Source organism: Streptomyces rimosus, assembly GCF_008704655.1.
GTDB classification, from domain to species: Bacteria; Actinomycetota; Actinomycetes; order Streptomycetales; family Streptomycetaceae; genus Streptomyces; species Streptomyces rimosus.
This window is the reverse complement of the sequence record NZ_CP023688.1, coordinates 1,362,361-1,387,860: the sequence shown is the minus strand read 5'-3', so window position 1 is coordinate 1,387,860 and position 25,500 is coordinate 1,362,361. Positions and strand designations below refer to the sequence as shown.

Annotated in this window: 24 protein-coding genes and 2 pseudogenes; 20 read left to right on the top strand and 6 right to left on the bottom strand. The window is 71.8% G+C overall.

The window, feature by feature from the left end; all coding sequences use genetic code 11:
* Positions 1-13: 13 nt before the first annotated feature.
* Positions 14-538 (bottom strand): hypothetical protein, encoded by a 525-nt coding sequence (locus tag CP984_RS05645; protein ID WP_003981501.1) that lies wholly within the window; start codon positions 536-538, stop codon positions 14-16.
* Between the two features lie 84 nt (positions 539-622).
* On the bottom strand, positions 623-1,432 hold the full coding sequence (locus tag CP984_RS05640; RefSeq protein ID WP_003981502.1) for a tyrosine-protein phosphatase: 810 nt from the start codon (positions 1,430-1,432) through the stop codon (positions 623-625).
* Between the two features lie 337 nt (positions 1,433-1,769).
* Here CP984_RS05640 and CP984_RS05635 point away from each other — a divergent pair, with 337 nt between their 5' ends.
* On the top strand, positions 1,770-2,570 hold the full coding sequence (locus tag CP984_RS05635) for an SGNH/GDSL hydrolase family protein (protein WP_003981503.1): 801 nt from the start codon (positions 1,770-1,772) through the stop codon (positions 2,568-2,570).
* 48 nt (positions 2,571-2,618) lie between these two features.
* Here the strand turns inward: CP984_RS05635 and CP984_RS05630 are convergent, their stop codons facing one another.
* Positions 2,619-3,080, bottom strand: a complete 462-nt coding sequence (locus tag CP984_RS05630; RefSeq protein WP_226048618.1) for an ATP-binding protein — start codon at positions 3,078-3,080, stop codon at positions 2,619-2,621.
* Positions 3,081-3,217: 137 nt separating this feature from the next.
* Between CP984_RS05630 and CP984_RS05625 the strand changes: the two genes are divergently transcribed.
* The 4 genes from CP984_RS05625 to CP984_RS05610 all read left to right on the top strand — a co-directional run bounded on the left by CP984_RS05625 (position 3,218) and on the right by CP984_RS05610 (position 6,869).
* Entirely contained in the window at positions 3,218-4,084 is an 867-nt protein-coding gene (locus CP984_RS05625; protein ID WP_003981505.1) for a helix-turn-helix domain-containing protein, read from the top strand.
* Between the two features lie 3 nt (positions 4,085-4,087).
* Positions 4,088-4,375, top strand: coding sequence for a DUF397 domain-containing protein (locus CP984_RS05620; protein ID WP_003981506.1), 288 nt, complete (start codon positions 4,088-4,090; stop codon positions 4,373-4,375).
* Positions 4,376-4,497: 122 nt separating this feature from the next.
* Positions 4,498-5,271, top strand: coding sequence for an SAM-dependent methyltransferase (locus CP984_RS05615; protein ID WP_100246544.1), 774 nt, complete (start codon positions 4,498-4,500; stop codon positions 5,269-5,271).
* A 161-nt stretch (positions 5,272-5,432) separates the two neighbouring features.
* Positions 5,433-6,869, top strand: coding sequence for an NAD(P)/FAD-dependent oxidoreductase (locus CP984_RS05610; RefSeq protein ID WP_003981508.1), 1,437 nt, complete (start codon positions 5,433-5,435; stop codon positions 6,867-6,869).
* A 30-nt stretch (positions 6,870-6,899) separates the two neighbouring features.
* Here CP984_RS05610 and CP984_RS05605 read toward each other — a convergent pair whose 3' ends face one another.
* Positions 6,900-8,000: a hypothetical protein gene (locus CP984_RS05605; protein ID WP_030179361.1), complete on the bottom strand. Its 1,101-nt coding sequence runs from the start codon at positions 7,998-8,000 to the stop codon at positions 6,900-6,902.
* A 270-nt stretch (positions 8,001-8,270) separates the two neighbouring features.
* Here CP984_RS05605 and CP984_RS05600 point away from each other — a divergent pair, with 270 nt between their 5' ends.
* A complete protein-coding gene (locus tag CP984_RS05600; RefSeq protein WP_003981510.1) occupies positions 8,271-9,470 on the top strand; it encodes an MBL fold metallo-hydrolase in 1,200 nt (399 codons plus the stop codon).
* Between the two features lie 121 nt (positions 9,471-9,591).
* Here CP984_RS05600 and CP984_RS05595 read toward each other — a convergent pair whose 3' ends face one another.
* Positions 9,592-9,852: a GlsB/YeaQ/YmgE family stress response membrane protein gene (locus CP984_RS05595; protein WP_003981511.1), complete on the bottom strand. Its 261-nt coding sequence runs from the start codon at positions 9,850-9,852 to the stop codon at positions 9,592-9,594.
* A gap of 211 nt (positions 9,853-10,063) precedes the next feature.
* Here CP984_RS05595 and CP984_RS05590 point away from each other — a divergent pair, with 211 nt between their 5' ends.
* From CP984_RS05590 to epsC, 8 genes are all read left to right on the top strand, one after another.
* Positions 10,064-10,942: a tachylectin-related carbohydrate-binding protein gene (locus tag CP984_RS05590; protein WP_125520293.1), complete on the top strand. Its 879-nt coding sequence runs from the start codon at positions 10,064-10,066 to the stop codon at positions 10,940-10,942.
* Between the two features lie 98 nt (positions 10,943-11,040).
* Positions 11,041-12,057: a helix-turn-helix domain-containing protein gene (locus tag CP984_RS05585; RefSeq protein ID WP_003981513.1), complete on the top strand. Its 1,017-nt coding sequence runs from the start codon at positions 11,041-11,043 to the stop codon at positions 12,055-12,057.
* A gap of 453 nt (positions 12,058-12,510) precedes the next feature.
* Complete coding sequence (locus CP984_RS05580) at positions 12,511-13,749, top strand: multidrug effflux MFS transporter (RefSeq protein WP_003981514.1); 1,239 nt, start codon at positions 12,511-12,513, stop codon at positions 13,747-13,749.
* A 72-nt stretch (positions 13,750-13,821) separates the two neighbouring features.
* Positions 13,822-15,060 carry a cytochrome P450 gene (locus CP984_RS05575; RefSeq protein ID WP_226048617.1) on the top strand — a complete coding sequence of 413 codons (1,239 nt, stop codon included), beginning with the start codon at positions 13,822-13,824 and terminating at the stop codon, positions 15,058-15,060.
* A 61-nt stretch (positions 15,061-15,121) separates the two neighbouring features.
* Positions 15,122-16,948, top strand: coding sequence for an asparagine synthase (glutamine-hydrolyzing) (asnB, locus tag CP984_RS05570; protein ID WP_030179366.1), 1,827 nt, complete (start codon positions 15,122-15,124; stop codon positions 16,946-16,948).
* A 328-nt stretch (positions 16,949-17,276) separates the two neighbouring features.
* The gene (locus tag CP984_RS05565) at positions 17,277-18,239 is read left to right on the top strand and encodes a ParB N-terminal domain-containing protein (protein ID WP_050498796.1); all 963 of its coding nucleotides are present in this window, start codon (positions 17,277-17,279) and stop codon (positions 18,237-18,239) included.
* A 335-nt stretch (positions 18,240-18,574) separates the two neighbouring features.
* Positions 18,575-19,600, top strand: a complete 1,026-nt coding sequence (locus CP984_RS05560; RefSeq protein ID WP_003981517.1) for a PLP-dependent cysteine synthase family protein — start codon at positions 18,575-18,577, stop codon at positions 19,598-19,600.
* A 159-nt stretch (positions 19,601-19,759) separates the two neighbouring features.
* On the top strand, positions 19,760-20,308 hold the full coding sequence (gene epsC / locus CP984_RS05555; protein ID WP_100246546.1) for a serine O-acetyltransferase EpsC: 549 nt from the start codon (positions 19,760-19,762) through the stop codon (positions 20,306-20,308).
* A 338-nt stretch (positions 20,309-20,646) separates the two neighbouring features.
* On the opposite strand, the pseudogene CP984_RS42980 reads toward epsC, so the two are convergent.
* A pseudogene (locus tag CP984_RS42980) lies at positions 20,647-20,745 on the bottom strand (VOC family protein); the annotation flags it as partial.
* A 2-nt stretch (positions 20,746-20,747) separates the two neighbouring features.
* On the opposite strand from CP984_RS42980, the pseudogene CP984_RS05545 reads away from it, so the two are divergent.
* The 6 genes and pseudogenes from CP984_RS05545 to CP984_RS05520 all read left to right on the top strand — a co-directional run.
* Positions 20,748-21,138 (top strand): annotated as a pseudogene (locus tag CP984_RS05545) (class I SAM-dependent methyltransferase); the annotation flags it as partial.
* A 262-nt stretch (positions 21,139-21,400) separates the two neighbouring features.
* Positions 21,401-23,404, top strand: coding sequence for a sensor histidine kinase (locus CP984_RS05540; protein WP_050498795.1), 2,004 nt, complete (start codon positions 21,401-21,403; stop codon positions 23,402-23,404).
* A complete protein-coding gene (locus tag CP984_RS05535) occupies positions 23,394-23,840 on the top strand; it encodes a roadblock/LC7 domain-containing protein (RefSeq protein ID WP_030179616.1) in 447 nt (148 codons plus the stop codon). The genes CP984_RS05540 and CP984_RS05535 overlap by 11 nt, the downstream gene beginning before the upstream one ends.
* Before the next feature lie 2 nt (positions 23,841-23,842).
* On the top strand, positions 23,843-24,253 hold the full coding sequence (locus tag CP984_RS05530; RefSeq protein WP_003986113.1) for a DUF742 domain-containing protein: 411 nt from the start codon (positions 23,843-23,845) through the stop codon (positions 24,251-24,253).
* Positions 24,231-24,872 (top strand): GTP-binding protein, encoded by a 642-nt coding sequence (locus CP984_RS05525; protein ID WP_003986114.1) that lies wholly within the window; start codon positions 24,231-24,233, stop codon positions 24,870-24,872. The genes CP984_RS05530 and CP984_RS05525 overlap by 23 nt, the downstream gene beginning before the upstream one ends.
* A complete protein-coding gene (locus CP984_RS05520) occupies positions 24,869-25,483 on the top strand; it encodes a GAF domain-containing protein (RefSeq protein WP_003986115.1) in 615 nt (204 codons plus the stop codon). The genes CP984_RS05525 and CP984_RS05520 overlap by 4 nt, the downstream gene beginning before the upstream one ends.
* The last annotated feature ends 17 nt before the right edge of the window (positions 25,484-25,500 follow it).

Here is a 25,500-nt window from a genome sequence, read left to right as displayed (position 1 = left end):
AAGTTCCTGCCTGCTACGCCGGCGCCGCCGGGCCGCATCGATGAGCGGGAGGGGCCACCGACGCGATGCTCAGCGTCGGTTCCCCCTCCTCGGGGATCGCGAAGCCGAACTGCACCTGGGAATCGACGACACGTATCGTGCGTTGGTCGTCAAAGGTCAGCGGTGCGGATTCCTCCCACCGGCAGCCGGCTGCTTCCAGCGTGTCCACGACCCGTCGGTAGGTGAGACGTTCGGAAAGCGACCGCACATGGCCCCACCCCGGCAGCGGAAGCTCGAATTCGCACTCGGCCCAGCCGGTCTGCAGGTGAATGGACTCGATCCGCCGGCAGAAGAACTGGCAGGTGCCGATTTCCAGATTGCCGTACGCGTACAGGTACGGAAGTCCGTCGTGCCCGAAAGAGGTGCCCGTGGCCCACGGCGGGCCAAGAATCTCCGTCAGGGCGGGCAATTGGTCGCCACAGCGCACCGGCCCGACCGATCCGGTCCGGGCGAAATCGACGAGAACCGGCATGACGGACGTGGGCGGTACGGCAGACATGGGGGAATTGTGTCATTCCCTTTATGGGCGCTCCGACGCCACGAACCGGGCCGCCGCCCCCGCCGCCCCGGTCGTCGCGGCCGCTCAGTCCTCCAGCAACTGGAACCGCAGCCGCTCGCGCGTCGCCGCGGACAGCTTCAGGCCCTCGCTCAGGTACGTCTCCGTCGAGCCCCACGTCGTCTCTATGGCGTCGAACGCCGCGGACAGGTATTCGGCGCGGGCGTCGAAGAGGGGGGCGAGGAGTTCCATGACCTCGGGGGACATGCCGGCCGCCGAGTTGTCGGAGCGGCGCACCTTGTAGCGGCGGTGGGCGGCGTTGGACTCCAGGTAGTCGGCCTCGATGGCCTCGCGCTCGACGCCGACGGCGAGGAGGGTGACGGCGATGGACAGGCCCGCGCGGTCCTTGCCGGCCGCACAGTGCATGAGGGCAGGGACGCTGTCCTCGGCGAGCGCGTGCAGGACACGGCTGTGGTCGGCGGTGCGGGTGGTGATGATGTGGCGGTACGTCTCGGCCATCCGGCCGGCCGCCTTGCCGTCGCCCAGCGCCGTACGCAGATGGCCCAGCTCGCCGTCGCGCACCATGGCCCAGAACTCGGCGCCGTCGGCGGGGTCGGTGAGCGGGATGTTGACGTTCCGTACGCCGGGCAGCGCGACGTCCGGGCCCTCCAGCTTGATGTCGGCGGCGTTGCGGAAGTCGAAGACGGTGTGCAGCCCGAGCCCGGCGAGGAAGGCGGCGTCCGCCTCGGTGGCCGACGCCAGGTGTCCGCTGCGGAACAGCCGGCCCCTGCGCACCCGGCGCCCGTCCGCTGTCGGCAGGCCGCCCACGTCACGGAAGTTGCGTACTTCCGCGAGCTCGGAGTCGGTCGACGGGACCTCCGGGGTCTGCTGCGTCACGGGCGCTCCTCGGGATCGGTCGCCGACGCTGCTCGTCGACGAGGCGGGCCACTTTGACGATACGACATGGGTGCGGTCGGTAACCGGGCCGGTCGCGGGGTGTCCGGGGCGCCGGGGGTGGCCATGTACCGGCCGGTCCCGCCCTGTCGTATCCGCATCCGGACCGGGCACCGTCCCGGCCACCACCCCCACCCCCCGACTGGCCGAAAACCACCGTTTACCCCGGCCATTTCTTATTCCGACTTGAGCAGAATTTGACCGGGTGGCATTAATCACCCCACGTCAACCCCTGGTTACGGTGGCGTAAGTCACTTCCGGGGGTGAAGTATGTCCTGACGTGGCAGACGATTCGAAGAAGATGAGCAGTGGCGCAGATGACGCCATCGGGTCGTACGCAGCCGTCGGGGACAGCTTCACCGAGGGGGTCGGGGACCCCGGCCGTGACGGGGCGTACATCGGCTGGGCGGACCGGCTGGCGGTTCTCCTGTCGGACCGGCGTGCGGAGGGGGATTTCCGGTACGCCAATCTCGCGGTCCGCGGGCGCCTGCTGGACCAGATCATCGCCGAGCAGGTGCCGCGTGCCAGGGAGCTCGCGCCCGATCTGGTGACGTTCTGTGCCGGCGGGAACGACATCCTGCGCCCGGGGTCGGACCCGGACGCCGTCGCCGAGCGGTACGAGGCGGCTGTCGCCGACCTGCGGGAGACGGTCGGCACCGTGCTGCTGTGCACGGGGTTCGACACCCGCGGCGTACCGGTGCTGCGGCATCTGCGCGGCAAGATCGCGACATACACCGCCCACGTACGGGCGATCGCCGACCGTCACGACTGCCCGGTCCTGGACCTGTGGTCGCTGAAGTCCGTGCAGGACCGGCGGGCCTGGAGCGACGACCGGCTGCACCTGTCGGCCGACGGGCACACCCGGGTCGCGCTGCGCGCCGCGCAGGTGCTGGGGCTCGACGTACCGGCCGACCCGGACCAGGCGTGGCCGCCGGAGGCGGAGCGCACCGCCGCCGAGGCGCGCCGGGACAACATCCACTGGGCGCGCGAGCACCTGGTCCCGTGGATCGGCCGCCGCCTGCGCGGCGAGTCCTCCGGCGACCACGTCGAGCCGAAGCGGCCCGATCTGCTGCCCCTGTAGAACGGCGATGCCACACCGCCGCCCGACGCTGACGCGCGGGCGGCGGTTTCAGTGTGCGGTGGGGGAGCCGTACGCCAGGTCGGCCCAGACGGTGCGGCCGCGGCCGGTGGGGTCGGGGCGCACACCCCAGCTCTCGGACAGGGCGCCGACGAGGAACAGGCCCCGGCCGCACTCCTTGTCCACGCTGCCGGGCTGCACGTGCGGCGTGGAGCCGCCGCGGCCCTGATCGGTGACCTCCACGCGCAGGAACGCGCCGAGCACGGTCAGTTCGCAGTCGACCTTTTCACTGTCGGTGTGCCGTACGGCGTTCGTGAACAGCTCCGAGACCACCAACTCGGCGTCATCACGGACCTGTTCTGCCGCGCCCCACTCGTGCAGCACCGCGAGAACACGTCTGCGCGCCTCCGGTACGGAGGTGCGGCGCGCCGGCAAGTGGAACGCGTCCCGGAGACGCTCGGCGACGAAGCCGCCACAGCGCCCTAACGAAGGAGCGTTGTTGGAGGAAGCCACTCCGCAACTATGTGCGATGTTGCTCACCGATGGCAAGGATCAATGTGTAATTTGCAGAATCGCAAGCACAGTCTGTTCGGGTCTGCTGACGACATGACACACTGCTGATCACTCATGTTGGTTGGAGGGGATCAGAAGTGGCGGATGCACGGTCGGGTGGCGCTCCGACCGTCCTGCGGGTGGTGCTCGGCAAGCGACTGCAGGACCTGCGTGAGAAGGCGGGGCTGTCCTACGAGCAGGCGGCCGCCGCCCTCGATGTGACCCACGCCACCGTACGGCGCATGGAGAAGGCCGAGGTCGGCCTGAAGATCCCGTACGTGGAGAAGCTGCTCGCGACCTACGGTGTCACCGACCAGGACGAGATCGACGGCTTCCTGAAGCTGGCCCGCGAGGCCAACCGGCCGGGCTGGTGGCACAACTTCCGGGACGTGCTGCCCGAGTGGTTCAGCGCGTACGTGAGCCTGGAGAGCGAGGCCAACCTCATCCGCGGCTACCAGCCCCACTACGTACCGGGCCTGCTGCAGACCGAGGAGTACGCCCGCGCCGTGCTGCGCGCGGGCCAGCCGCACGCGCCGCGCGAGGAGATCGACCGTTCGGTCGCGCTGCGCATGGAGCGGCAGTCGCTGCTCACCCGCCCGGACGCCCCCATGCTCTGGGTGGTCATGGACGAGACCGTCTTCCGGCGCCCGATCGGCGGGCCGCGGGTGATGCGCGACCAGATCGCCCGGCTGGCCGAGGCCGCGGCCCTGCCCAACATCCGGCTGCAGATCATCCCGTTCGCGGCCGGACCGCACCCCTCGATGTACGGGCCGTTCAGCATCTTCCGTTTCCCGATCCCGGAACTGCCCGACATCGCGTACGCGGAGAACCTGGTCGGAGCCGTGTACTTCGACCAGCGCGACGACGTCTCGACCTTTCTGGAGGCACTGGACCGGATGTGCGCGCAAGCCGCGCCGGCACAGACCACCGAGGCCCTTCTGGGCGGCTTTCGCAAGGAGATCTGAACCATGGATCGCATACGCATCTACAACGGCATGCCCGCCACCGACCTGGGCAGCGACGGCTGGCACAAGCCGTGGAGCGGCGGCAACGGCGGCGAGTGCGTGGAGGCGCTGCGGCTCGGGGACGGCCGGGTGGCGCTGCGCCAGTCCACCGACCCGGGCGGCCCGGCCCTGATCTACACCCACCGCGAGATCAAGAGTTTCATCGAGGGCGCGAAGGCGGGCGCGGCCGACTTCCTGCTCACCGCGGCGCCCTGCGGGTGCGGCTGCGGCACCGATCGGAGGACGGCGTGAAGGAAGCGGAATTCTCCCGGGCCGTGGTCGGCTCGTGGGACGAGGACGGCTCGCGGGGACTCCAGGACGCGGCGGCCTTCGCGCCCGAGGAGATCGACACCAGCAGGCCGCACCCGGCCCGGATGTACGACTACTACCTGGACGGCCGGGACAACTACGAGGTCGACCGCCAGGCCGCGCGGCGTGTCATCGAGGTGCACCCGCAGGTACGGCTGAGCGCCCGCGCCAACCGGGCCTTCCTGCACCGCGCGGTGCGCGAGGTGGTCGCCGGCGGCATCCGGCAGATCATCGACATCGGCACCGGCATCCCGACCTCGCCCAACACCCACGAGGTGGCCCGCGAGACGGCGCCGGACGTCCGGGTCGTCTACGTGGACAACGACCCGATCGTCGCCACCCACGCGGGGGCGCGGCTGACCAACACCGAGGACACCGGGTTCGTCCTGGCCGACGTACGCGATCCGCGGGCGATCCTCGACCACCCGACCGTGCGCGAACTGATCGACTTCGATCAGCCGGTGGCGTTGCTGCTGGTCGCCGTCCTGCACTTCGTCCGAGATGACGAGGACCCGGCGGGAATCGTCGCCACGCTGGCGCGCGAACTGCCCGCGGGCAGCGTCCTGGTGCTCTCGCACGCCACGGGCGAGCCGTACGAGGCGTACGAGCAGGGCCGCACGGACGAGCAGGCGCGGGACGGCGTCCTGAACGTCTACAAGAACGCCACGGCCACCCTGAACCTGCGCACCAAGGCCGAGGTCGAGCCGCTCTTCGGCCCGTTCGACCTGCTGGAACCGGGGGTCGTACGGGTGCCGCTGTGGCGGCCGGACGGGCCGCCGCCCGGCGCGGAAGAGCTGAACAACATCATCTTCTATGGCGGGGTGGGACGGAAGGGGTAGCGGCTGCCGGCGCCCGGCGCGCGGCACGTCCAAGTGCGCGGGTGGCGCGGTGGTTGACAGTGCCGCCCGGCAGACCGAGGGTGAAAGTTCCGTACAGGACCGGTGGTGCGACGGCCGCCCGCCGGACGTGAGGGGCGCCCGAGGGCGGAACGGGGGCAGCGGTGGGAGAGACCGCCGAAGCGGCGGGGGAGCGGCACGCGGTCGTCATCGGCGGCGGACTCGCCGGGATGCTCGCGGTCACCGCCCTGCTGGGGCACGTGGACGCGGTCACCGTCGTCGAACGCGACCGGTATCCGACCGGCCACGCCTTCCGCAAGGGCGTCCCACAGGCCCGCCACCTGCACGTCTTCCTCAGCGGCGGCCTGCGCGCGCTGGAGGAACTGCTGCCCGGCACGGGCCGCGCCCTCACCGACGCCGGGGCGCGCACCCTCTATCCGCCGCGCGACCTGGTCACCCGTACGGTCCTCGGCTGGCAGCACCGCTTCGACGAGCGCCGCCACGGATGCCTGTCGGTCACCCGCCCGGTGATCGACGGCGTCGTACGGGACTGCGTACTGCGGACGGCCGCCGGGTCGGCGACCCGCCTGGAGGTGCTGGAGGCGACCGAGGCGGTCGGTCTGACCGGCGACGCGGGACGGGTGACGGGCGTACGGGTACGGGCACGGAAAGGCGGCGGCCGGACCGGCGCAGCGCCCCCGGCCGAGCGGACCCTCCACGCGGCGCTCGTCGTGGACGCCTCCGGGCGCACGTCCAAGGCCCCGCAGTGGTACACCGAACTGGGCCGCCCCGCCCCGCGCCAGGAGACGGTGGACGCCGGGTTGGCCTACGCGACCCGGATGTTCCGCCCCACCGGACCGGCCGGCGCCCCGGACATGGGCGTCAACGTCCCCGGCTGGCCGGGCTGTCCGCGCGGCGCCGTGTACGTACCCGTCGAGGACGGCACCTGGCTGCTCACCGCCGCGGGCGTACGCGGCCACCACCCGCCCACCGACGACCAGGGCTTCGCCGACTTCACCGCCACGATCGGCGACCCGTACATCCACGGCCTGCTGTCGCACGTCGACCCGGTCTCGCCCGTCTACGGCTTCCGCGACACCGCCAACCGCCGTCGGCACTTCGAGCGGCCCGGCGCCGTCCTCGAAGGCTTCGTCGTTCTCGGCGACGCCAACTGCACCTTCAACCCGGTCTACGGGCAGGGCATGTCGGTCGCCGCGCTCGGCGCCCTGGCGCTGCGCCGCACCCTGGACTCCGGCGGTGGTCTGCGGCCGGGGCTGGCGCACGAGGCGCAGCGCGCGGTGGCGCGCGCCTCCGACGCCGCCTGGAGCACCGCGGTCGGCGCCGACCGGCCGTATGCCGACGGCCCGGACGCCCGTGCGGGGCTCGGCGAGCGGCTGACCTCCTGGTACGTACAGCGGCTCGTGCTGGGCGCCGTCGTCGACCCCGTCCTCGGCGCCGCCTTCCGTGACGTCCTGTGCCTGACCGCGCCGCCGTCCCGCCTGATGGCCCCGCGCACGGTTCTGCGCACCCTGCTGCTGCCGCTCCGGCCCGGTCTCAGTGCCCCGCCGACGGCCGTCATACCGCTGGACCGGGCGGCCTGACCGTATCCGGCGCGCCCCCTGCCCGGCGCGTCACTGCCCCCCGCTCGGCAGGAACAGACTGAACGCGCCGGTGGCCAGCGGCGCCAGGATTCCCAGCGCCGGGGCCAGCACTTTGGGCAGGGAGAGGTCCAGGCGCAGGAACGCCACCAGCCGGGCCCGGCGCTCGATCCAGTCCTCGGTCAGCTCGTCCGCCTCGGGGATACGGACCGTCACCTCGACCAGGCGGCCCGCGACCGACCGCCACAGCACCATGACCGGCAGGAAGACCAGCGCGAACATCACGCTGAAGAAAGCCCCGTAGAGCAGCACGGAGGACGCCGGGAAAGTCTTCTCCGGTGCGCCGTGGGCGAGCAGCGCGTTGCGCAGCGCGCCCGCGTCGATGACCGCGGTCGAGATGATCAGGCTCCCGCCGGTCAGGAAGCGCACCGCGTCCCGCCACGCGCGGTCCAGCTCCCGCAGCGCCCCCGCGGGCGCCAGGACGCCCGGCTCCGTGGGCAGCCGACGGCTCAGCCGTAACAGCCCGACCTGTACGTCCCACAGGCCCACCGCGCCCGGCGCCGCCGCCAGCATCCCCAGGACGAGCAGCACCGGGACGCGCCACGCCAGCCCGTCGAGCGGTACGGGCAGGGTGCCGGGCGGCGTGAAGAAGCGCAGCACGCCGAAGACCGCGCCCATCAGCAGGACGGCCCCCAGCGCAAGTGCGGCCACGGCCCAGGGGGCGGGCCGGTCGACCGGGTGCCGCCACCGCTGGTGCACCCCGTACGCCATCGCGTACGCCACCGCCACGTACAGCGCGATCGAGGCGCCGACCAGCGCGCTCCACAGGTCGAACTCCAGCAGCTTGGTGAAGGCGCGCGCCTCGGGCGACTCGGCGGCCCGGAACCGCCCCACGAAGCCGGTGCCGAGCCCGGCGACGGCCAGCAGCCCGAGCGTGACCATCAGCGGCAGGGCCACCAGCCGTACCCCCGGCCGGAACAGGTGCGGGGCGGCGCGGGCGACGGGCGGGGGGAGTTCGGCCGGGCGGGTCGGCCGGTCCGGTTCGGCCGATTCGGCCGATTCGGCCGAGGGGGCCGGGAGCGGCTTCCCGCCGTCCGAGGAATCGTCGTGGTCCGGCGGACAGGTCTGGGCCATGACATGAAGGTAGGGCCGTACGGTCCGGCCGCACAGGGGAGAGGTACGCGGAGCCCCGGGACCCGCCGGAGAGCACGCCGCCCGGCCCGGAATGCGCAGGCCGGCCGAGTGGTTCGGGACGGTGGGGGAACACGTGTCCTGTCCGGGCGTCGTGATCCGCTGCCGGAGCCACGTGCCCGGACGCCGGCGTGCCGGAACCCGTCACCCCGGCGGTCCGTTCACTGCGCGGCGACCCGTTGACAGCGTTACCGCCCGAACCATGGAGGTGCCGTGCCCGGCTTCCGACCCCGCCGCCAGACCCCGTCCGACCCGCCTGCCGCCGGGCGGTACGCACTGCGCCGCCCCGCCGTCTTCGGTGCCTGGCCCACCGGGGAGCGGCTGGCGCGGATACGCCGCTCCCCGCAGTTCGTGGACGGCCAGTTCCGCAACCCCGTACCGACCCGGCAACTGCTCCCGGGCTCCGCGCTGCCCATGGCCCGTACGCAGTTCGCCCGCGAGGGCCGGCTGCGCCGGATGCCGGTCGGCCGCATCCCGGTGCACCGGCCCACCGCGGCGGACTGGGGCGAGCCGCCCGCCTCCGGGCTGCGGCTGACGTGGATGGGGCATTCGAGCGTGCTCGCCGAGATCGACGGGCACCGGGTGCTGTTCGACCCGGTCTGGGGCGAGCGCTGCTCACCGTTCACCTGGGCCGGGCCGCGGCGGCTGCACCCGGTGCCGGTCCCGCTCGGCGAGCTGGACCCGGTCGACGCGGTGGTGATCTCGCACGACCACTACGACCACCTCGACATGCCGACGGTCAAGGCGCTGATCCGTACGGGCACCCGCTTCGTCGTACCGCTGGGCATCGGCGCCGACCTCGAACTGTGGGGCGTTCCCGAGGAGCGCATCACCGAACTGGACTGGCACGAGTCGACCGAGGTCGGCGGTCTGACCCTCACCGCGACGCCCGCGCAGCACTTCTGCGGACGCGGGCTGCGCGGCCCGCAGCACACCCTGTGGGCGTCCTGGGTGGTGGCCGGCCCCGCGAACCGGATCTTCCACAGCGGCGACACCGGCTACTTCCCCGGCTTCGCCGAAATCGGCGCCGAGCACGGCCCGTTCGACGCGACGATGATCCAGATCGGTGCGTACAGCGAGTTCTGGCCGGACGTGCACATGACACCCGAAGAAGGGGCGCGGGCCCACCTCGACCTCCAGGGCGGCCGGCCGACCGGCCTGATGCTCCCGATCCACTGGGGCACTTTCAACCTCGCGCCCCACCCCTGGGCCGAACCCGCCGAACGCACCATGTACGCCGCCCGCACAGCCGGATTCCCCTGCGCCGTCCCGCACCCCGGCCGCCCCTTCGAGCCCGCCGACGAGCCCATGGTGGAGCCGTGGTGGCGGACCGTGGCCCTCCCGCCGGTCCACGGCTGGCCGTCCTGGCCCGCCCGGACACCGGCCACCGAGGCGTTCGAGGTGGCGGGGTGAGGCGGGGGCGGGTCCCGGCCTAGCTCCTCGTTCCGTTTTCGTTCCTCAGGAGAGCGAGGTCCGGCCTGCCCTGGCCGTACGGACCGGTGCCGCCGGCGCGGCACCGGTCCGTACGGCGTTGTCAGGCACGTCGGCGGATCCACAGGGGAGTGATGACGGCGAGCAGGACGGCTGCGATGCCGATCTGGAAGATATGGCGGATCCAGTCGATACCGCCGGTGTCGCGCACGCCGAAGGCGGTGGCGAGCGCGTTGCCGGCGACGGCGCCGATCATGCCCAGGATGATCGTCAGCCACAGGGGGACGGGCTGCCGACCGGGCACGACCAGCTTGGCCAGCAGCCCGATGACGAGCCCCGCGATGACGGCCCACAGAAACGACACGACGACTCCTTCCGGTTGGTGGTGCACCCTCGGACACCCGTGCGCGTGCCCCTCCGAGGCCGTCCTACGCCACGCAATATGACCATTCGGTCACCGATCTTCACGTCCTGCTCAGATAACGGTCACTTGTCGGTATGGTCCTGGAAAACGGTCGATGCCGTCCGTCTTCCGGACATGGGGGGCGTAACGGCACGTGTGCAAAGGGGACTTGATGTTACGCATGCAGCGCATCCGCCGTCGTTTCCGTCCGGCTCTGATCGCCGCCGCCGTCGCGGCCTCGCTCGCCCTGCCGCTCGCCGCCGCCGGCCCGGCCGCCGCGTCGGCGCAGCCCCGGCCCGCCTCGGAGCGTACGGCGATGTACGCCCGTGACCACGACGGTGTGCTGTGGCAGTACGAGGGCACGGGGTGGACCGTTCCGCCGTTCCGGCCGCGGGCGAGAATCGGCGGGGGCTGGGACGAGTATGTGCAGATCACCTCGCTCGGGGGGACGTCGGCCGGCGGTACGGGGGACGTCGCGGCCGTCGACCGGAGCGGGAAGCTGTACTTCTACGAGGGCAGCGGCGATCCGTCCGCGCCGTTCAAGTCTCGGCAGGCCATCGGATACGGCTGGGACCGGTACATCAGCATCACGGGTGCGGGCGACGCCAACAACGACGGCAAGAACGACCTGGTGGCCCGCGACACCGACGGCGGCCTCTACTTCTACGCCGGTACGGGCAAGCCCTCCGCCCCGTTCGCGCCGCCGGTGCGGGTGGGCGGCGGCTGGCAGGTCTACGACCACCTGACCACCTTCGGCAACGGCCTCCTGGCCCGCGACACGGACGGCGTGCTCTGGAAGTACCAGGCCACCGGCTCCAGCGACCCTTCCCGGCCCTTCGAGAGCCGGGCCCGCGTGGGCGGCGGCTGGAACATCTACGCCGACTTCGTCGGCATCCGGGACCTGGACGGCGACCAGCTGCCCGATCTGGCCGCCCGCGACCTCGACGGCAACCTGTCGGTCTACGAGGGAATGCGCTACCAGGGCAGGGTCGTTCCCAACAAGGCCATCCCGATCGGTGGCGGCTGGCAAGCCTACGATCTCCTGTTCTGACCCGCTCCGGCTGACCGGAGCGCGGTCCACCGCACACTCGGGAAGCCCCGACCGCTTGAACATGGGCAAATCACTAAGGGATGGCTAACCTTGATCTTGTGACTCCGGTTCACCAGCTCGCCGGCGCGGCCGGTTCCACCGACCTGGACGCGACGTACGCGGCCTACTTCGCGTCGATCGCCCAGGCCGACACATGCCGCGACGGCACCGTACGGCACCGGCTGCGTCCCGAGGTCGGCGACGGCACGATCGAGGTGACGCCGTTGCGCAGCGGGTTCCACATTCTCCGGTACGACGTGGCGTTCGCCGGCGGGCACCAGGTCAGGTTCGCCTTCCCCGGTGACCACTTCGAGCTGGAGCACTGCGTCGACGGGCGCATGCACATCAGGGAGACCAGCACCGGCGCCGGCGACCTGCGGGCCAGTTCGGTGTCGCTGAGCCCCCGGTGCGCTACCGACGGCGTCATCGCGCACGGCGACGGCGAGCGGTACCGGGCGGTGTCGATCACCGGGACCTGGACCGGACTGGAGTCCTACCTCGGTGGTCTCGGTACGGGCGCCCTGCCGGCCATCGGGCCGGACCACGTCGCGCGCGAACGGTATCTGGGCCGGTCCGCCGAGCTGCGCCCGGTGGCCGGGCCGCTGGAGGAGATCTTCCTGCACCGGCGCTCGTCCCCCGGGCGCCTGCTGTTCATGGAGTCGCGGCTGGTGGCGGCGATGGCCGCACTGATCGACGGGCTCACCGTCACCGCGCCGCCCGCGGACGCCCAGGAGCCCCTGGTCCTGGACGACCACGAGGTGGCCGCGCTGCGCCGCGTCCCCGACCTGCTGTGGCAAGCACGCCACGCGCCGCCGACGCTGGCCGAGCTGGCCCGCGCGTCCTCGATGTCGGTACGGCGCCTGGCCACCGGGTTCCGCGCGCTGTACGGGACATCGGTGATGGAGTACCACCGGCGTCGCTGCCTCGACCGGGCCGCGGCGCTGCTCGTGGAAACCGACTGGCCGGTGGCCCGGATCGGGCACGAGGTCGGTTACGCCTCACCCAGCAATTTCGGCTACGCCTTCCGGCGCGACCGGGGCATCACTCCCGCCCGGTTCCGGCGGGCGCACTCGTGACGCCCTGAGGGCGGGCACGCTCTGGCTCCCGTGGCGCGCCTGGCTTCCGTAGAGCGGGCTTCCGTAGCGCGGGCGAACTTCTGACTCCTGAGAGCAGGTGCCGCAGCGCCCGCGGCGGTTGGGCACCGCGCTCCACATTCCCGGGCCCCGTGCTCCACACCATGGCGATGTCCCGGTGCGGAAGATATGGCGTGGAGCGGCCCATGCCGTTGCCGTACGCGATGACCGGCGGCCTCGGTGCCGCACCGTGGTGCCCTCGGCGCCGTCGGCGGTACCGCATGGGCCGCTGCCTTCGTGCTGCCCAACTACCCGAAGAGCGTGCGGCTTTGACCGGCGCTGATGGGCGGTGGCGATCCGGTTCCGCGCCGGGGCCGGGTCGACAGCCGAGGTGGAAGTAAGGTTAGGCTTACCTTACTGTTCAGCTATCCCTCAGGCACCTTCGGATGGAGACCGATGACTGTCAGCATCGATTCCGCGCCCGCCCGGACCGGAACGGGGCGACTCATCATCGTCCTCGGCGGGCTCTCGGCGGTTTCGCCGTTCGCCATCGACATGTACGCGCCCGGCTTCCCCGAGATCGTCGGCTCGTACGGCACCTCGAAGACGGCCGTCCAGCTCTCCCTGACGGCCTGCCTCATCGGGCTCGCCATCGGCCAGATCGTCATCGGCCCGCTCAGCGACGCGATGGGGCGACGGCGCTTACTCCTCGCCGGTTCCGGCATGTTCACCGTGTTCTCCCTGGTCTGTGCGGTCGCCCCGACCATCGCCGTCTTCGACCTGGCCCGGCTGCTGCAAGGCGTCGCGGGCGGCGCGGGGATCGTCATCGGACGGGCCGTCGTCAGCGACCGGTTCACCGGCACCCACGCCGCGCGCCAGCTCACCACGCTGAGCGTGATCGGCTCGACCGCGCCGGTGCTCGCGCCGGTGGCCGGCGGGCTGATCCTCGACATCGGCTCGTGGCGCCTGGTGTTCGTGGCGCTGGCCCTGACGGGGCTGCTGCTGTTGCTGGCGGTCCGGTCCTGGGTGCCCGAATCGCTGCCCGCCGAACGGCGCAGGACCGGCGGCCTGCGAGCCGTGTTCGCCGCGATGGGCGGCCTGCTCCGGCGCCGCGAACTGGTCGGCTACCTGCTCGTCATGGGGTGCGGGCTGGGCGCCCTGTTCGCGTACATCAGCGGCTCGCCCTTCGTCTTCCAGAACATCTACGGCCTGTCGCCCACCGGCTACAGCCTCGTCTTCGCCGCGAACGCCGTCGGCACCGTGGCGGCCGGTACGGTCTTCGGGCGGCTGGCCGGGCGCGTACGCCTGAACAGCCTGCTCGCCGTCGGCGTGGCCATCACCGTCGTCTCCCTGGCCGTGCTGGTGGGACTGCTCTCCCTCGGCATCAGCACCTTCCCCACCACCTGGGCCTGCCTGTTCGGTCTGACCACCGGGTTCGGGCTGCTGCTGCCCGCCTCGACCACCATCATCCTCGCGGTTGGAAGCGACGCCCCCGGCGCCGCTTCCGGTCTGCTCGGCGGCGCCCAGTTCGTGCTCGGCGCCGCGGCCGCACCGCTCCCCGGCGTGCTGGGCAACACCACCGCGATGTCGACGGCCGTCGTGGTCCTGGGCTGTTCCCTCATCGCCGCGGTGGCCCTGGTCGCCCTCGCCCGCCCGTGGCAGGGCCATGGCGAACCGGCCGCCGGTCAGGCCTGAGCCCGCAGCGCCGCGTCCACCGCACCCGCCCACCGGCAATGTGTCCCTCGGCGTACCGGAGAAGGGGAAACCGTGACCAATACGGAACGTGCCTCGACAGCTACAGCGACCGTGACCGCGGCCGCGCAGGAACTGGAAATCGCCCGCGCCTGCCCCTACTCCCCGAATGCGCAGCACATCGCATTCCAGCAGCAGGGCCGCCCCGTCAAGGTCACCCTGGCGACCTTGGGGCCGGGTGCGCCGGTCTGGGCGGTGAGCAATCACGCCGATATCCGCACCATGCTCAACGACGCCCGATTCAGCGCCGACCGGCAGCAGCAGGGCTTTCCCTTCCAGGTCGACGGGCAGCCGGGCAACTTCCGCCGGACGATGATTTCCATGGACGGGGCGGAACACCGGGAAGTCCGCCGTTCCGTGACCGGCGAATTCACCCTCAAGCGCATGAAGGCCCTGCAGCCGCGGATCCAGCAGATCGTGGACGACTGCATCGACACCATGCTGGCCGGTCCGAAACCCGCTGACCTGGTCAGCGCGCTCGCGCTCCCCGTTCCCTCGCTGGTGATCTGTGAACAGCTCGGTGTGCCCTACGAAGGCCACGACTTCTTCCAGTCCCGGTCCCACATGCTGTTGCTACGCGGCGCTTCGGCGGAAGAGCGGCTGCGCGCGCTGGACGAACTCATCGATTTTCTCGGCGACCTCATCACCGAGAAGGAGGCCGAGCCGACCGACGACCTGCTCGGGCGCCAGATCGTGAAGCTGCGCGAGGCGGGGACGTACCGCCACCAGGACCTGGCGCGCATGGCCTTTCTGCTGCTGGTCGCCGGACACGAGACCACCGCGAACATGATTTCGCTGGGCACCATGGCCCTGCTCGACCGCCCCGCGGACGCGGACGCCCTGCGCGCGGACCCGAGCAAGCTCCCGGTCGCGGTGGAGGAACTCCTGCGGTACTTCACCATCGCCGAGTTCATTCCCACGCGCGTCGCCACCGAGGACGTGGAACTGGGCGGCAGCCTCATCAAGGCGGGCGATGTCCTCGTGGCGCTGTGCAATGTGGCCAACCGCGACCCCTCGGTGTTTCCCGACGGCGACACACTGGACCTGCAACGCGGAGCCCGTCACCAACTGGCGTTCGGCTTCGGGGCTCATCAGTGCCTGGGGCAGAATCTCGCCCGCATGGAACTGGAGATCGTCTATGCGACGCTGCTCCGGCGGATACCGACGCTGCGCTCCGCGATACCGACCCGTGAACTGCCGTTCAAGCACGACGCGGACATCTACGGTATCCACGCATTCCCGGTCACCTGGTGACCCGCGCTGAACCTGGCGCGCCGGCCGACCCGACTCGAACCGAAAAGAGAGTGAGGATGTCATGTGCGGCATAACGGGCTGGGTGGATTTCGAGCGTGATATGCACGGCGCGCGGGACGTGCTGCGGGGCATGGCCGACACGATGGCCTGTCGGGGCCCTGACGCGCAGGGATACTGGACGGATACCCACATCGGCCTCGGCCACCGGCGCCTCGCGGTGATCGACCTGGAAGGCGGGGTCCAGCCGATGACCGTCGAGCACGACGGCCGCACGCTGGCGGCCGTCACGTACAGCGGAGAGGTGTACAACTACCGCGAGCTGCGGGCCGAACTGCGCGCGCTCGGGCACCGGTTCCGCACCGAAAGCGATACCGAAGTCGTCCTGCACGCCTATCTGCAATGGGGCGCGGGCATGGTCGACAAGCTGAACGGAATGTTCGCCTTCGGCCTCTGGGACGCGCGCAGCGAGGAACTGGTCCTCGTCCGCGACCGGATCGGCATCAAGCCGCTGTATTACTTCCCGACGGAGCGCGGGCTGCTGTTCGGCTCGGAGGCCAAGGCGATACTCGCCCATCCCGAAGTACGCCCGGTCGTGGACCAGGACGGGCTGCGCGAGCTGCTGGCCTGCGTCAAGACTCCAGAACACGCGATCTTCCACGGCATGTACGAGCTGCGCCCCGGCCATCTGCTCCGCTTCGGCCGCGCGGGATCGCGTATCCAGCGGTACTGGGCGCTGGAGGCGCGCGAACACACCGACGACCTGGACACCACCGTACGGACGGTGCGCGAACTGCTCGAAGACATCGCCGAGCGCCAGCTCATCGCCGACGTCCCGCTGTGCACCCTGCTCTCCGGCGGACTGGATTCCAGCGCGGTGACCGCGCTCGCCGCCCGTTCGCTCGCCGAACGCGGCACCGGGCCGGTGCGTTCGTTCTCCGTCGACTTCGCCGGCAACGAGCGGGACTTCACGGCCAACGTGGTCCACAGTTCCCCCGACGCTCCCTTCGCCGCGGAAATGGCCGGCCATGTGGCCGCCGACCACACCAATCTGGTGATCTCCCTGGAGGAACTCACCGACCCGCGTATCCGGTCCCTGGTACCGAAGGCATACGATTCGCCCGCCGCGATGCTCGGTGACGGATACGCCTCGCTGTACCTGCTGTTCCGGGCGATTCGCGAACGCTCGACGGTCGCCTTGTCCGGCGAGGCGGCCGACGAACTGTTCGGGGGCTACGGATGGTTCCACGCACCCGAGCTGCGCGATGCGAAGACCTTTCCCTGGGTGGCCGCGGGATACGACCTGATCCCCATGCTGTCCGGGCTGATCGACCCGGGGCTGATCGCCGACCTGGACATCGACGGGTACCGCGCCCAGCGCTATTCCGAGGCGCTGGCCGAGGTTCCGGTCCTGCCCGGCGAAGGCGCCGCGGAGCGGCGGATCCGGGAGGTGAGCTATCTCAGCGTCACCCGCTTCGTGCCCTTGCTGCTCGACCGCAAGGACCGGATGAGCATGGCCGTCGGCCTCGAAGTGCGGGTGCCGTTCTGCGACCACCGGCTCGTCGAATACACCTTCAACGTGCCGTGGTCGATGAAGTTCTTCGACGGAAAGGAGAAGAGCCTGCTGCGCGCCGCCACCCGCGATCTCCTGCCGCGGAGCATCGTGGAGCGCAAGAAGAGCGCGTATCCGGTCAGCCACGATCCACGCTACGATGCCGCGCTGCGCGCCGAGTTCGAGAAGCTGGCCGCCGACTCCAACGCGCCGGTGCATTCCCTCATCGACCACGGCGGCGTCCGGCAGCAGACGGGGGACGGCTGGCCGTACCGTATCGGGCTGGAATTCATGGTGCAGCTCAACAGCTGGCTGGAGAATCACGAATTGAAGCTCTGACGTGGAGTGAGGCCGAAAACCGGGCCGGTGCGGACCCTCTCCGGGGACCGCACCGGCCCGTGTCGTCCGCGGACAGCCGCAGCGCACCGGCCCCCGCGACGACCGATCGCTCCACCCCTGGTCAGCATCGACACTGACCATTCTGACCGTGACCTGACCCAGCTGACCGCCGCCCGTCCTTCTGGTACCCCGGGCGCCCGGCTTTGATGGGGCGCACGGGACTGCGCCAGGGGGGAAGGTGAGCGGTGGGATGACCGTCGAGTCAGCCTTACGGGCATCACGGGCCACCCCCGGGCCCGGCGCCGTGCGACCGGGCCGAGCGGTCACCGTGCCGATCAGCGCACTGGACGTCTCCCGCCCGCTGCGCAGCGGCGGACCGAATCCGGACCACGTCAGGACGCTGGCCGCGCTGGACGCCTCACTGCTGCCGCCCATCCTGGTGCACCACCCGACGATGCGCGTGCTCGACGGGGCGCACCGGGTGCAGGCCGAGCTGCTGCGCGGCGGTACGCACATCCGCGTGGAGTTCTTCGAAGGCACGGAAGAGGAGTGCTTCGTCCTGGCGGTCCGCTCAAACGTCGGTCACGGCCTCCCGCTGCCACTGGCCGACCGCAAGGCCGCGGCCGCCCGCATCCTGCGCGCCTATCCGCAGTGGTCGGACCGGTCGATCGGCGAGGTGTCGGGCCTGTCCCCGAAGACGGTGGGCGCCATCCGGCGCCGTTCAGCCGAGGAAAATCCCCGCCTGAACGGTGGGGGGCGGCTGGGCCGGGACGGCCGTACGTACCCCACCAGCGTCGCCGAAGGGCGGCTCTACGCCAGCAAGCTGATCGGCGAGCGCCCGCACGCCTCACTGCGGGAGATCGCCAGCCGCGCCGGGATATCCCTGGGCACGGCCCAGGACGTACGCAAGCGCCTGGAGAACGGGCAGGACCCGGTGCCGGGGGCCCGTGGTGGGGTGCGGCGGGCGGTGGGCCCCGATGGCGAAGGCACCTGTAACGACAGCGCCTTGGACGCCAACGGAGATCGCCGTACCGTGCCGGACGTACCGCATCCGTCATTGCCCGAGCGGCTACGCCCCCTGAGGCAGGACCCCGCATTGCGCTCCACCGATATGGGGCGCGCACTGCTGCGGCTGCTCAGCTCCCACGAAATTCCGGTCGCGCATTGGCAAGCCCTCATTGACGGGGTTCCGCCGCACCGCGCCAGGGCGGTGGCCGACATAGCGGACCAGTGCGCGCGGATATGGCAGGAGTTCGCCCGCGAAATGGCGGGACGGGTGTCGGAAGGCTGACCGAAAAGGCTGTCGTACGGGCCCCGCGCCGACCGCCGTTACCGCTGGACTGAGCTGCCGCATCTCCTGCCGAATGCTGCCGCGGACCCATCCGGACGCCGCCACCAAGGGCCGCCCTCGCCCCCGCCATTCGCGCTCAAGGCAGGAAAAGCGGACGCCAAACCCGGTCCCTCACAGGCCCGTTACGCATGCCCCCGCCTTGAACACCCCCATTTCGTTGACACCCCTCCCGGCCTCCTTGAGCATCTACCCGGCCGGGCGTTTGCTCGCACGGTGCTACGGCAGCGCGGAACCGGCCGCGCAGGCCGCGAATTGGCGAAGGGATCGTGAGCCCGATGGCGACACAACCGCCTCAGATCGACCTCTCCGTAAGCGAGCCGCTGGAGGCGGCAGTCGACGAGACCACCGCGCTGGCCCAGTACCCGGGGCTGCGGGAATTCCGGGCGACGCTGGGCGGTACCCCGCTCGTCGAGGTGCCGGGCCCGCCCGGCGGGGCGAAGATCATGGCCAAGTACGAATTCCGTAACCCGTCCGGCTCCGCCAAGGACCGCCCCGCGTATTCGATGCTCTGCCGCGCCATCAACGCGCACGCGGGCCAGGACGGACCGCTGAAGGTCGTGGACTGCTCGGGCGGCAACATGGCCCGCGCGCTGACCGGGCTCAACGCGGTCACCGGAATTCCCGTACGGGCCGTGATGCCCGATTCCGTACCGCAGAGCCTGCTGACCCACCTGACCGAGCGGGGAACCGCCATCGACCTGGTGCCGGCGTCCGAATTCCCGCTCGCCATCATGCAGCGGGCCTCGGAGATCGCGGCGGAGGACCCCAGCTGGACGCTGCTGGCCCAGCACCGGAACATGGCCAACGTCGCCGCGCACCAGTTCTTCACCGGCCGCGAGATCGTGGGCCAGCTCGACGGTGTCCGCCCCAGTGCCGTGGTCGGGGCGGTGGGGAGCGGAGGCATGATCGCCGGTGTGGCGCGGGCGCTGCGGGGCATTTCCCCCGGGCTTTCCGTCATCGGCGTGACCCCGGCCGAGCTGCCTTACGGGACGCCCGAACCGCCGAACGCCGAGCCGAAGTTCGCCGGGGCCGGCGGTCTGACGTACGGCATGCGCCAGCCCTTCGTGGAGAAACTGATCCCGGAATTCGAGAGTGCCCAGGTCTCGCATCCCGAAGCTCTCACGGCGATGTACGACTTCTGGAAGGAGACCGGCACCAGGATCGGATCGTCGGCGGGCGCGAGCTGGCTGATCGCGCGCGAGAAGGCGAAGAACCTCGGCCCCGACGAAACCGTGGTCACGGTTTTCGCGGACGCCGGGTCGAAGGAGGACTGGGAGAAGGCAGAAAGCATGGGGAACTGAGCCATGCTTTCGTCACAGCCCGACCGGACCGAGCCCATGGACCGGACACAGGCCATGGACCGGAATCAGCCCGTCGACCGAACCCAGCCCGACCGGAAGGCGAAAGCGGCCGCCGTACCGTTCGGCGGCCGGCGCACCGGCGGCGGTCCGCTGTCCCGGATGCTGGAGGACATCGAGACGACGCTGGCCCGCGACCCCTCGATCACCTCCCGCGCGGAAGCGGTGTTCCACTCCACGCTGCCCGCGCTGTGGATCCACCGCGTCGCCCACCGCCTGTACGGCCGGCGGCACCGGATCGCCGCCCGCGTACTGACCAGCTGCGCGCGGGTGCTGACCGGCATCGAGATCCACCCGGGCGCGCGGATCGGCCGTCGGCTGTTCATCGACCACGGCACCGGCGTGGTGATCGGGGAGACCGCGATCCTGGGGGACGATGTCACCATTTACCAGCAGGTGACCCTGGGCGCGGTGGGGTGGTGGCGGGACACGCTGCGGCCGAGCGGCGACCGGCGCCACCCCGAGGTCGGCGACCGGGTCACGCTCGGTGTGAACGCGACCGTCCTCGGCCCGCTGACCATCGGCGACGACGCCCTCATCGGCGCCCACGCGCTGGTGCTCGGCGACGTGGCGGCGGGGAGCCGCGTCATGGGCGAGCCCACCGTCGCCCGCCCCCGCAAGAAGGCGGACCTCCGGACCGACAGCGCCTGAGTCGGTTCCCCCGCGGTGGTGGCGCCGGGCGGTGGGCCCGGTGCCGTACGCCGCGGGCGTCTTCGCGTACGCGCGGGCCGATCCGGGCGCCCGCGCCGGAGTACTAACGCACCCAGATCTCGTAGAACGAGCCCCCTTGTTCACGCGGTCGACCTCGCTGTACTGGCCGCTGTCGACGTAATCCTGGCGCGCTTCGCTTTCGCATGCCTGCTCCGAGGAGTACCGTCCGCCGCCGGCGACCTTCCAGTCTCCGGCGGAGGCGGTGGTGGCGGTCAGCGGAATGGTGAGCGCCGCGGCACTGACAGCGAGACCGACGGTGACACGGGTGCGCCATGACTTCATACGTAGCTCCCCAGAAGGCAGAATTCATTGCCCTCCGGATCGGCCAGAACGCGTCGGCGCCCGGCGCCGGTCGGGCCGACGGCGACGGGCCTGGCTCAACGAGTGGGTGGGGCCATGGCGTCGCTGCGCGGCCTCGTGCCGGTCGGTGGCTTCGGGCGGGCGGGGCTGCCCGGCATGTTCTCCCTGGCCGCCCCGGACCGCATCCGCGACGTCCTCACCGGGGCCGGGTTCACCGGCGTCGCCGTCAGGCAGGTGGAGGCGTACGGGGAGTGGGGGCACGGGCCGCGGACGCGGTGGAATTCGTGCTGGGCACCGGCCCCGGGCGCCACCTGATGGAGCAGGCCGCCGAGCCCACGCGCGCCCAGGCCCGCCGTACCCTGACGGACCACCTGCGGGTCCGCGAGGCGGCGGACGGCACCGTACGGCTGCTGAGCACGTCGTGGCTGGTCACGGCCGACCGGCCGATACCGCCTGGCGGTGACGACTGATCCCGTGACGTTGTGGCGCCGGGGCACACTCGGCCGGAGCGTGCGTGACCGGTGCGCGCTCCGTCGGTCGGGGGTCGCCGCGTCCCCGCCAACGCCAGTGCGTCAAACGGAAGTTCGGGCGGATACGCACTGGCGTGCGGGGGCGCCCCTCGGGGGGAGGTGGCGTGGGGTAGCGAAACGCCGAAGTGCGCCCAAGTGCCACCCCCGTAACAACTAGCGTGCGTGCTCCGCGAACTGCCGACGGCCGATCCGGAGGGCGCCGATGCCTGCTGCATTCCCCCAGGGGACTCCTGCCATCCAGGAGACCCAGGGCTCCCCGGGCTGCCCCGAGGGGGCGGAGTCCGCGTCGGCGGGCTCCCGGCGCCGGGAGCGGGAGGGCGGGCGGCACGGCCGGGCCGCCTTCCCGGAGACGGCCGCCGACTCGGCGATACGAACCCGCCTGGTGCGGCTCGCCGCCGTGCCCTGCCTCCTGGTCGCCGCCACCTGCTCGGCCGCCACCGCCTTCGTCGTACGGGTCGGCGGCGCCGAGCTGGCCGGCCGCGACTGGGCCGTACTGCTCGGCGCCAGCGCCGTGGTCTGCGCCATCGTGACGGCCGCCGGCACCGCCGCCGCCAACGAGGCACGCGCCGTCGTGGCCCGCCACGCGCGCCTGCGCGAAGTCTGCGCCCGCGGCCGGCACGACCTCCACGACCTGCTGGAACGGGTACGAGAGGGAGAGTGGCTGCAGCTGCGCGAGCGTGCACCGGCCGCCGCGCCGCCCGCCGGCGACGCCCTCGACCTGCTCGCCCATGAGGTGGCCGAGGCGGGCCGGGCGGCCGAGGCGGCGGTCCTGGAGGGCGTGGCCATCGCGCGCGGCAACGCCAGCGGCAACGAGCAGAAGGTCGAGGTCTTCGTGAACCTCGCCCGGCGCCTGCAGTCCCTGGTGCACCGCGAGATCGAGCTGCTGGACGAGCTGGAGAACCAGATCGAGGACCCCGACCTGCTCAAGGGGATCTTCCACGTCGACCACCTCGCGACCCGCATCCGCCGGCACGCCGAGAACCTCGCCGTCCTCGGCGGCGCCATCTCCCGCCGCCAGTGGAGCCGCCCGGTCACCATGACCGAGGTGCTGCGCTCCTCCATCGCCGAGGTCGAGCAGTACCCGCGCATCAAGCTGGTGCCGCCGATCGAGGGCACCCTGCGCGGCCACGCCGTCGCCGACGTCATCCACCTGCTCGCCGAACTCGTCGAGAACGCCACCGTCTACTCCTCCCCGCAGACGAGCGTCCTGCTGCGCGCCCAGCTGGTCACGGCCGGCCTCGCCGTCGAGGTCGAGGACCGCGGCCTGGGCATGTCCCTGGACGAGCAGTCCCGGATGAACGGGCTGCTCGCCGACCCCGACCACATCGACGTGGCCGAGCTGCTGAGCGACGGGCGCATCGGGCTCTTCGTGGTCTCCTCGCTCGCGCGGCGGCACGGCATCGTGGTGCGCCTGCAGAGCAACATCTACGGCGGTGTGCAGGCCGTCATCGTCGTGCCGAAGGGCCTGCTCGGCCCGCAGACGGAGCAGGGGGACGGTGACGAATCGTTCACGGACGCCGGGGACATCGACCTGACGGTCCCGGAGCCGCGCACCCTGACCGATGCCGCGTCCGGGTACCGAAGCGCGTACGACGATGACGGCGCGGCCCCGCGCGGCCCGCGCCGGCGGCTCGTCCAGGCCGCGCACGGTGCGCCCGTGGCGGGGGCCGCCGAAGGCGCGTACCCGGACATCGTGTACGGCGACGGCGTATGGCCCAGCGCCCCCGACACCCCGCACGCCGGTACGCACACCGTGCACGCCACCGCGGCACCGGCCGATGCCCCGCGCCCGGCCGGCGCGCACCGCGCCCCCGACCCCTTCACCGGCGCGGACCGGCACCCCGACCCGCACCACTCCGAGCCGCACACCGCGGCCGACCCGGGCCCCGTCCTCATGCCGCCCGCCCCGCCCGTGGCGGACGACGGCACCCGCCCCAGCCTGCCGCGCCGCCGCAAGCAGGAGCACCTGGTGCCCCAGCTGCGCGGCGACCCGATCCTGCCGTCCGCCGGACGCCGCGACGGCAGGCCCGAACCCGAACACGACCCCGGTCTGATGGCCGCCTTCCGCCGCGGCATCAGCCTCGCCGACGAGAGCTACGGCAGTCCCGCCGACCACGACGGTTACGACAGTTACCGGGCCGGTACCGAAGCCGGCCACGACAGGACCGACCCCCGCCGAGGAGACGACCGCGACCATGGTGAGTGACGTGCACACGCAGGCCCCTGCGCTACAGGGAAGCCGGCACACCGACCTGTCCTGGCTGCTGACCGGACTCGTCAACCGCGTACCGCATGCGACCAGCGCGCTGCTGCTGTCCTCGGACGGCCTGGTCAAGGCGGCCCACGGCTTCGACCCGGACAGCGCCGACCACCTCGCCGCCCTCTCCTCCGGCCTGTACTCCCTCGCCCGCAGCGCCGGCGTGCGCTTCGGCAACGGCGACGACGTGCTCCAGGTCGTCGTCGAGCTGGAGACCACGTTCCTGTTCGTCTCCACGGCCGGGTCCGGCGCGTGCCTGGCCGTGCTGGCGGGCCGGGACGCCGATGTCGCGGTCCTCGGCTACGAGATGGGGATGCTGGTCAAGAGCGTACGGCCCTACCTCGCGACGCCCGTGCGACAGCAGGCCCGCGCGGGCGGTCGCTGAGGATGGGCGTACGGCGCCGCCGCAGAGCGGGCCGCGACATCCCGTGGCTGGACGACGAGGCCGGCCGCCTGGTCCGCCCGTACACGGTCAGCAACGGCCGGACCAGGCCGACCGCGCACTTCGACCTGCTGACCATGGTCATAGCCACCGGCAAGCCGCCCGCCACCTGTCAGGGGCCCGACTACGCGCAGGTGCTCGGGCTGTGCGGCGGCCCGGTATCGGTCGCCGAGATCGCCGCGCACATACGCCTGCCCGCCGTGGTCACCAAGGTCCTGCTGGCCGATCTCGTCGACTGCGGGGCGCTCGCCGCCCGCGCGCCCGTCCCGGTGGGCGCCGGCGGGCCGGACTCCCCGAACCGTACCGACCGAGCCCTGCTGGAGGCGGTGCTGCATGGACTACGCAAACGGCTCTGACGCCCTGTCCGCCGATGCCCGGCCCGCGTCCGCCGCGGGGGCGGACCTCGACCCCTTCCCGCTGGCGCTGAAGATCCTGGTCGCCGGGGGCTTCGGGGTGGGCAAGACGACGTTCGTCGGCGCGGTCAGCGAGATCGAACCGCTCAGTACGGAGGAGCTGCTCACCCAGGTCAGCGTGGGCACCGACGACCTGGCGGGCGTCGAGGACAAGAACACCACCACGGTCGCCATGGACTTCGGCCGGATCACCCTCGGCCGGGAGCACGTCGTCTACCTCTTCGGCACCCCGGGCCAGGACCGCTTCTGGTTCCTGTGGGACGAACTGTCCAACGGGGCGCTCGGCGCCGTCATCCTCGCCGACACCCGCCGCCTGGACCAGTGCTTCGCCGCCGTCGACTTCTTCGAGCGGCGCGGCATCTCCTTCGTCGTCGCCGTCAACGAGTTCGACGGCGCGTACCACTACGAGCCGGACGAGGTGCGCACCGCGATGGCCCTCGGCCCCGGCACCCCGGTCGTGCTCTGCGACGCGCGCCAGTGCAGTTCGTCCACCCATGTCCTGGTCGCGCTCGTCCGGCACCTGCTGTCCCCCGCCCTCGCCGCCACCCCGGAGCTCCCGTGACCCGTCCCGTCCCGCGCGCGTCGTACGCCTCCTACGACCCCACGCGCCATCTGCTGCTGACCCCGGAGGACCACGAGGCGCCGGCCCGCGTCGCCCGGCTGCGCGAACTGGGCATCGGCGACGCGCCGCTGCCCGCCTTCGACGCGTTCGCGCGCAAGCTGGCCCGGACGACCCGGGCGCCGTACGCCATGGTCAACTTCATCGACGAGCACCGGCAGTACTTCGCCGGGCTCTACACGCCCGGCAGCGACCAGGCACCCGTCGAGCTGGGCCCCGCTCCGCCGAGCGCCCAGCCCGGCCGGGTGATGGCCCGCGACCACGGCTACTGCCCGCACGTCATCGTCCGCCGCAAGGCGCTGGTGCTGGAGGACGTCTGCGACTACCCGCGCTTCGCGGGCAACCCGGTCGTGGACGAGATCGGCATCCGCTCCTACCTGGGCGCCCCGCTCATCGACCGTACGGGCATGGCGCTCGGTACGGTCTGCGTGGTGGACCTCGAACGCCGGCCGTGGGGACGCGAGGGCCTGGAGACCATCAAGTCGATGGCGGCCGAACTCGTCGAGCAGATCCACCGCATGGAGCGGCGGCAGGCCGAAGCCGAGGAAGGCTGAGACCGCGCGCCGCACGA

Excerpts from the sequence above, each read along its gene's own strand:
- CP984_RS05540 (WP_050498795.1), top strand. The coding sequence starts at position 21,401 with ATGCCTGCTGCATTCCCCCAGGGGACTCCTGCCATCCAGGAGACCCAG.
- CP984_RS05580 (WP_003981514.1), top strand. The coding sequence starts at position 12,511 with ATGACTGTCAGCATCGATTCCGCGCCCGCCCGGACCGGAACGGGGCGA.
- asnB (WP_030179366.1), top strand. The coding sequence starts at position 15,122 with ATGTGCGGCATAACGGGCTGGGTGGATTTCGAGCGTGATATGCACGGC.
- CP984_RS05620 (WP_003981506.1), top strand. The coding sequence starts at position 4,088 with ATGGATCGCATACGCATCTACAACGGCATGCCCGCCACCGACCTGGGC.
- CP984_RS05535 (WP_030179616.1), top strand. The coding sequence starts at position 23,394 with ATGGTGAGTGACGTGCACACGCAGGCCCCTGCGCTACAGGGAAGCCGG.
- CP984_RS05525 (WP_003986114.1), top strand. The coding sequence starts at position 24,231 with ATGGACTACGCAAACGGCTCTGACGCCCTGTCCGCCGATGCCCGGCCC.
- epsC (WP_100246546.1), top strand. The coding sequence starts at position 19,760 with ATGCTGGAGGACATCGAGACGACGCTGGCCCGCGACCCCTCGATCACC.
- CP984_RS05615 (WP_100246544.1), top strand. The coding sequence starts at position 4,498 with ATGTACGACTACTACCTGGACGGCCGGGACAACTACGAGGTCGACCGC.
- CP984_RS05590 (WP_125520293.1), top strand. The coding sequence starts at position 10,064 with ATGTTACGCATGCAGCGCATCCGCCGTCGTTTCCGTCCGGCTCTGATC.
- CP984_RS05605 (WP_030179361.1), bottom strand. The coding sequence starts at position 8,000 with ATGGCCCAGACCTGTCCGCCGGACCACGACGATTCCTCGGACGGCGGG.
- CP984_RS05530 (WP_003986113.1), top strand. The coding sequence starts at position 23,843 with ATGGGCGTACGGCGCCGCCGCAGAGCGGGCCGCGACATCCCGTGGCTG.
- CP984_RS05560 (WP_003981517.1), top strand. The coding sequence starts at position 18,575 with ATGGCGACACAACCGCCTCAGATCGACCTCTCCGTAAGCGAGCCGCTG.
- CP984_RS05645 (WP_003981501.1), bottom strand. The coding sequence starts at position 538 with ATGTCTGCCGTACCGCCCACGTCCGTCATGCCGGTTCTCGTCGATTTC.